Here is a 6,240-nt window from a genome sequence, read left to right as displayed (position 1 = left end):
CCATATGAATCTTTCTAATGAGTTGTTTTGTCGCTTTTCATTATAGATCTTATGGGACTTTTTTTCTACACAAAAATAGGCTCCATAAGATCTATAGGGGATTTACCCACTACAAATATTATAGAGCCCAAAAAAATCGCGGTTTAAATCGCGATTTTTTTATAATTTTTCGTTGATGAAGCGGATAAACTGATTCCACCAAACTTTTAAGAAGAAGGCTTTTTCAACATTCTTTTCTGCTAGCATTTCGAAACTAGGACGTTCTGTGGTAATGTAACCTTGACCAATCAAGTCCTTGTCTTCATAAGTCAAATGGCCAACCACTGTTCCAGCTTCAAGTGGTGCTGGGATTGCCTTGGAATCAGGTGTGAATTGAACAGATTTGGAAGATTGATTCCCAACACGTTCAATTAGAGTGATATCATCTTTGGCAACAGCAGTGACAGCATCTTCTTTTCCATCTTGTACAGGGACTTTGCTATCTTGGTAGGTATCGCCTTTTTGAACGATTTTACGAAGCGTGAATGTAGAAGAGATATAATCCATTAGTGACGATGTAGCTGTGAAGCGAGCGTAAGGATTATTGTCCTGATGGTCTGCATTTAAGACGACTGTGATGACTCTCATCCCTTTTTCGACAGTAGTACCAACAAAAGATTCACCAGCTTTGTCTGTTGTTCCTGTCTTGAGGCCATCAAAACCACCGCGATGAGCAGGCATGCCTTCTAACATGTAGTTAGTCGAAGTGATTGTCATTCCAGCAAAAGTAGAAGAAGGTTTTTTTGTGATTTCCAAGACTTGTGGGTATTTTTTGATGAGGTTGCGAGCAACAATAGCGACATCATAAGCACTAAGCTTATTTTCCTCATCTTTTTTAGAACCTGGGTAAATGTTATCTCCTAGAGTTTCATTGTTAAGACCTGTCGTATTGACAACAGTGGCATCCTGAATTCCCCATTCCAAGAGTTTTGCCCGCATCATATCGACGAAATCTTTTTCTGAGCCAGCAATTTTCTCAGCTAAGGCAATGGCTGCGCTGTTAGCACTAGATACTAATGTTGCTTCAAGTAGTTGTTCGACAGTATAATTACGAGCCTCCATAGGAACGTTACTTGCTTCAGAATTTGTTGTCAATCGATAAGGATAATCTGAAATATCTACAGGAGTTGATAAGGTGATTGTTCCTTTATCTAATGCCTCATAAACAAGGTAGACTGTCAGTAGTTTTGTAATAGAAGCGATTTCGACTGGCTGGGTTGCATCTTTCTCATAGAGAATTTTACCAGTATTTGCCTCAACAGCAATGGCATGTTTTGCAGCAATATTAAAATCTTGAGCAGCAACAGTAGATGCAGAGCCAATCACGGATAAGCTTAGTAGAGTTAAAATGATTTTTTTCATAGTAAGTTTATTCTAACATAAAGAAAAAAATATTCCCAGTTTCACGATAGAAGAAAGAAGCTTTTTTGAAAGTGTGGTAAAATAGATGAATGGAGGTATCCCATGTTTCGTAAGAATAAATTATTTTTTTGGACCAGTGAGATTTTACTATTAACCATCATCTTTTATTTATGGAGACAGATGGGGGGGATTATAACGCCTTTTGTAAGTGTTGCAAACACCATCATGATTCCCTTTCTTCTAGGTAGTTTTTTATATTATTTGACCAATCCTATTGTAAATTTTTTACAAAAGTATTTCAAAATTAATCGTATCATTGGTATTCTACTAACTTTGTGTGCCTTGGTTTGGGGGCTAGTTATTGGGGTAGTCTATCTCTTACCGATTTTGGTCAATCAGTTGACCAGCTTGATTGCGACTAGCCAGACTATCTACAGTCGTTTACAAGATTTGATTGTGGATTTATCTACTTATCCAGCCTTTCAAAATTTAGATATTCAAGCGACTATTCAACAGTTAAATCTTTCTTATGTAGATATTTTACAAAATATACTAAATAGTGTGACCAATAGTGTCGGAAGTATCCTATCAGCTCTCTTTAGTACTGTTTTAATTATTATCATGACACCTGTGTTTTTGGTTTATTTTTTGTTAGATGGTCACAAATTTTTACCGATGCTTGAACGTACTGTTTTAAAGAGAGATAAGCTACATATTGCAGGCCTATTAAAGAATTTGAATGCGACAATTGCTCGCTATATTAGTGGAGTCGCAATTGATGCGATTATTATTGGTTGTTTGGCCTTTATCGGATATAGCGTGATTGGTTTAAAATACGCTTTGGTCTTCGCCATCTTTTCAGGGTTAGCCAATCTCATTCCTTATGTGGGACCAAGTATTGGCTTGATTCCAATGATTATCGCTAATGTCTTTACTGATCCTCATAGAATGCTGATCGCAGTTGTTTACATGCTAATCATTCAACAAGTGGATGGAAATATCCTCTACCCTCGAATCGTTGGTGGGGTAATGAAGGTTCATCCAATTACGATTTTAGTATTACTTTTGTTATCAAGTAATATCTATGGTGTCATTGGTATGATTGTCGCTGTACCAACTTATTCTATCTTAAAAGAAATTTCTAAGTTCTTATCTCGCTTGTATGAAAATCATAAAATAATGAAAGAACGAGAAAGAGAATTATCCAAGTAAAAGTCAGGAAATTCCTGATTTTTCTTTTTGTTTAGCTAAGTGATAGGAGTAGAAGTGTCGTTTAGATTAGCAGATTAAGAATAATTCACAAAAACTTTGTAAAACACTTGCAATTTAGCTGAAATTTGATAAAATAGTAAGGAAAGTTAGACTGTATTGCCTACTGTCTATCTATAAAATATATTTTATTGGAGGCTTTTACTCAAATGGCAAAAGAAAAATACGATCGTAGTAAACCACACGTTAACATTGGTACTATCGGACACGTTGACCACGGTAAAACTACCCTAACTGCAGCTATCACAACTGTTTTGGCACGTCGCTTGCCTTCATCAGTTAACCAACCTAAAGACTATGCGTCTATCGATGCTGCTCCAGAAGAACGCGAACGCGGTATCACAATCAACACTGCGCACGTTGAGTACGAAACTGAAAAACGTCACTACGCTCACATCGACGCTCCAGGACACGCGGACTACGTTAAAAACATGATTACTGGTGCCGCTCAAATGGACGGAGCTATCCTTGTAGTAGCTTCAACTGACGGACCAATGCCACAAACTCGTGAGCACATCCTTCTTTCACGTCAGGTTGGTGTTAAACACCTTATCGTCTTCATGAACAAAGTTGACTTGGTTGACGACGAAGAATTGCTTGAATTGGTTGAAATGGAAATCCGTGACCTATTGTCAGAATACGACTTCCCAGGTGACGATCTTCCAGTTATCCAAGGTTCAGCTCTTAAAGCTCTTGAAGGTGACTCTAAATACGAAGACATCGTTATGGAATTGATGAACACAGTTGATGAGTACATCCCAGAACCAGAACGTGACACTGACAAACCATTGCTTCTTCCAGTCGAAGACGTATTCTCAATCACTGGACGTGGTACAGTTGCTTCAGGACGTATCGACCGTGGTATCGTTAAAGTCAACGACGAAATCGAAATCGTTGGTATCAAAGAAGAAACTCAAAAAGCAGTTGTTACTGGTGTTGAAATGTTCCGTAAACAACTTGACGAAGGTCTTGCTGGAGATAACGTAGGTGTCCTTCTTCGTGGTGTTCAACGTGATGAAATCGAACGTGGACAAGTTATCGCTAAACCAGGTTCAATCAACCCACACACTAAATTCAAAGGTGAAGTTTACATCCTTACTAAAGAAGAAGGTGGACGTCACACTCCATTCTTCAACAACTACCGTCCACAATTCTACTTCCGTACTACTGACGTTACAGGTTCAATCGAACTTCCAGCAGGTACTGAAATGGTAATGCCTGGTGATAACGTGACAATCGACGTTGAGTTGATCCACCCAATCGCCGTAGAACAAGGTACTACATTCTCTATCCGTGAGGGTGGACGTACTGTTGGTTCAGGTATGGTTACAGAAATCGAAGCTTAATTCGATTTAGTTCCCAGAAGAACAATTATTTAAGTCAGACACTAAAAGAATCTTGCTATGCAAGGTTCTTTTTTCTGGTATTGAACTAAAATGAAAGAATTGCTTACAAAAAAGCTCCATACACTTGATGTGCATAGAGCAAAGGGGGCTTCATTTGACATAGAGTTCTTGGTTTTTCAAGACAATTTCTCGAACAGTAGTAAATTTCTTGAGTTTTTTAAGTTCTTCAGGATGAGTGACGAGAGTGATAACATAACCTTCCTTGCCCATACGGCCAGTACGGCCAGCACGGTGGGTGTAGGTCTCGATGTCTCTAGGAACATCAAAGTTTACGACGCATTCTAGACTATCGATATCAATCCCACGTGCCAGAAGGTCTGTTGCAAGAAGCAGGGTTAGTTGCTTGTCTTTAAACTTTTCTAAGATGACTTTTCTAAATTTGACATTGACATCACTAGCTAGAGAAACAGCCAAGATATCACGATACTGTAATTTTTCTTCTGCGCTTCCAAGGTCTGATAGGCTGTTAAAGAAGACCAGACCTCGGAAATCATCAACATGAGCTAGTTTTCGTAGCATATCCACTCGGTGACGTTGATCTACCTGCATATAGAAATGTTGGATGTTGTCCAATTTTTGGTCAGAAAGATCAATGATACGTGTGTTAGGCGCAATCTTTTCTTGGTCAAACTTGGTCGTCGCACTCATGTAGACGAGTTGGTGGTCACGCGGTGCGTAGTGAGTGATTTTCTCGACAAAGTGAATCTGAGAATCATCTAGCAATTGGTCGAATTCATCCAGGATGATGGTTTCCACATTCATCATCTTGATTTTTTTCAATTTAATTAGTTCAAAGATACGGCCAGGAGTTCCAATCAGAATTTCTGGTCCTTTTTTTAGGCGTTCAATCTGGCGTTTCTGACTCGAACCTGATAAGAAGAGTTGGGCAGTCAAGCCGATAGTTTCTGCCCACGTTTTACATACATCAAAAATTTGTCCAGCAAGTTCTGTATTTGGTGCTAGAATCAAGAGTTGCTGGGCTTTTTTCTTTTGTAGTCGGAGAAGACTTGGTAGGAGGTAAGCTAGGGTCTTACCAGTTCCAGTTGGGCTCACTCCTAGAAGGTTCTCTCCAGCAAGAAAGAGCTCAAATAGTTGGGTTTGAATGGGGGTGAATTCTTGGAAACCGAGTTGGTCACTCAGTTCTTGCCATTCAGTCGGTAGTTTGGTTTTCATTTTTCTGCCTCAAATCTAATGCCAGCAGTCTGGCGCATAGTATATAGTAGCTCATGAACAGAGCCTGCATCGTCTAGCCAAGTTTGGTAAAGTTTCTGGTCTGGTTGCTGAATCATCTGTGCAAATGCAGCGACTTCCTCAGTCATCGTATGAGGAGCCTGTTGGATAGGAAGATGGACTTGATTTCCTTGGTGGTCGCTAAAAATAGCTGAGCTGACATGTTCAATCGTGTTGAGTGTCAAGGTTCCATTTGCTGTATAAATCTCACAAGGAAGATTGGAAGTGATGTTTTTTCCTGCCTTGATGTGAACTTGAAAGTCAGGGTAGAAGAGAGTGCCGTCTCCATTTAGGTCAATGCTATTGTCAAGCTGTTGCCCCTGATAGGTTGCGTCCTGAGCCTTTCCAAAGAGACGAACGGCAGCGTAGAGGGGATAAATCCCCAAATCCATAAGGGCTCCACCGGCAAAACGGTCTGAAAAGACATTTGGTGTCTGACCAGCCAACAAGTCAGGCATCTTGGAAGAGTATTTGGCATAATTGAAATCAGCCCCTAACACTTGCTTGTCTGCTAAGAAGTTTTTGATAGTTGTGAAAGCTTCCTCGTGATAATTACGAGCTGCTTCGAAGATAAAACAGTGATTTTTCTCAGCTGTATGAATCAGATCCAGCCATTCTTGTGGCTGAGTGACAGCTGGCTTTTCAAGAATGACATGTTTACCTGCAGACAATGCAGTTTTTGCCTGAGCAAAATGCAAGGAGTTTGGGCTAGCAATATAGACTACATCAAAGGAGCTTTTGAAGAAGTCCTCTACTTGATCAAAGAGTTGGATATCCTGGTAGCGAGAAGCAAAGGTTGCCGCAGTTTCTAGTTGTCTAGAATAGATTGCGACCAGCTTGTATTCTCCACTGGTATGGGCTGCTTCTATGAAGTGGTGGCTGATAGCTCCTGTTCCGATGATACCTAATTTAAGCATAGTTACTCCTTTTCTGA

The 6,240-nt window shown here is 39.8% G+C and carries 5 protein-coding genes; 2 read left to right on the top strand and 3 right to left on the bottom strand.

Annotated features, from left to right (window positions below):
* Window positions 1-159: 159 nt before the first annotated feature.
* Window positions 160-1,401 (bottom strand): D-alanyl-D-alanine carboxypeptidase PBP3, encoded by a 1,242-nt coding sequence (gene pbp3 / locus CJ239_RS01025; protein ID WP_102210231.1) that lies wholly within the window; start codon window positions 1,399-1,401, stop codon window positions 160-162.
* Between the two features lie 102 nt (window positions 1,402-1,503).
* Between pbp3 and CJ239_RS01020 the strand changes: the two genes are divergently transcribed.
* Entirely contained in the window at window positions 1,504-2,613 is a 1,110-nt protein-coding gene (locus CJ239_RS01020; protein ID WP_102210230.1) for an AI-2E family transporter, read from the top strand.
* Window positions 2,614-2,819: 206 nt separating this feature from the next.
* On the top strand, window positions 2,820-4,016 hold the full coding sequence (gene tuf, locus CJ239_RS01015; RefSeq protein ID WP_001040724.1) for an elongation factor Tu: 1,197 nt from the start codon (window positions 2,820-2,822) through the stop codon (window positions 4,014-4,016).
* 150 nt (window positions 4,017-4,166) lie between these two features.
* Here tuf and CJ239_RS01010 read toward each other — a convergent pair whose 3' ends face one another.
* Entirely contained in the window at window positions 4,167-5,249 is a 1,083-nt protein-coding gene (locus CJ239_RS01010) for a DEAD/DEAH box helicase (protein ID WP_102210229.1), read from the bottom strand.
* On the bottom strand, window positions 5,246-6,223 hold the full coding sequence (locus CJ239_RS01005; RefSeq protein WP_102210228.1) for a Gfo/Idh/MocA family protein: 978 nt from the start codon (window positions 6,221-6,223) through the stop codon (window positions 5,246-5,248). Before CJ239_RS01005 ends, CJ239_RS01010 begins: the two co-directional genes overlap by 4 nt.
* Between the last annotated feature and the right edge of the window lie 17 nt (window positions 6,224-6,240).

The organism is Streptococcus sp. UMB0029 (assembly GCF_002871495.1).
Classification (GTDB): Bacteria; Bacillota; Bacilli; order Lactobacillales; family Streptococcaceae; genus Streptococcus.
Note: the sequence above shows the minus strand (reverse complement) of the source record. Positions and strands in the feature narration are given on the sequence as shown.

What these genes read in the sequence shown, in the direction of transcription:
- CJ239_RS01020 (WP_102210230.1), top strand. Translation starts at nt 1,504, where the DNA reads ATGTTTCGTAAGAATAAATTATTTTTTTGGACCAGTGAGATTTTACTA.
- CJ239_RS01005 (WP_102210228.1), bottom strand. Translation starts at nt 6,223, where the DNA reads ATGCTTAAATTAGGTATCATCGGAACAGGAGCTATCAGCCACCACTTC.
- CJ239_RS01010 (WP_102210229.1), bottom strand. Translation starts at nt 5,249, where the DNA reads ATGAAAACCAAACTACCGACTGAATGGCAAGAACTGAGTGACCAACTC.
- tuf (WP_001040724.1), top strand. Translation starts at nt 2,820, where the DNA reads ATGGCAAAAGAAAAATACGATCGTAGTAAACCACACGTTAACATTGGT.
- pbp3 (WP_102210231.1), bottom strand. Translation starts at nt 1,401, where the DNA reads ATGAAAAAAATCATTTTAACTCTACTAAGCTTATCCGTGATTGGCTCT.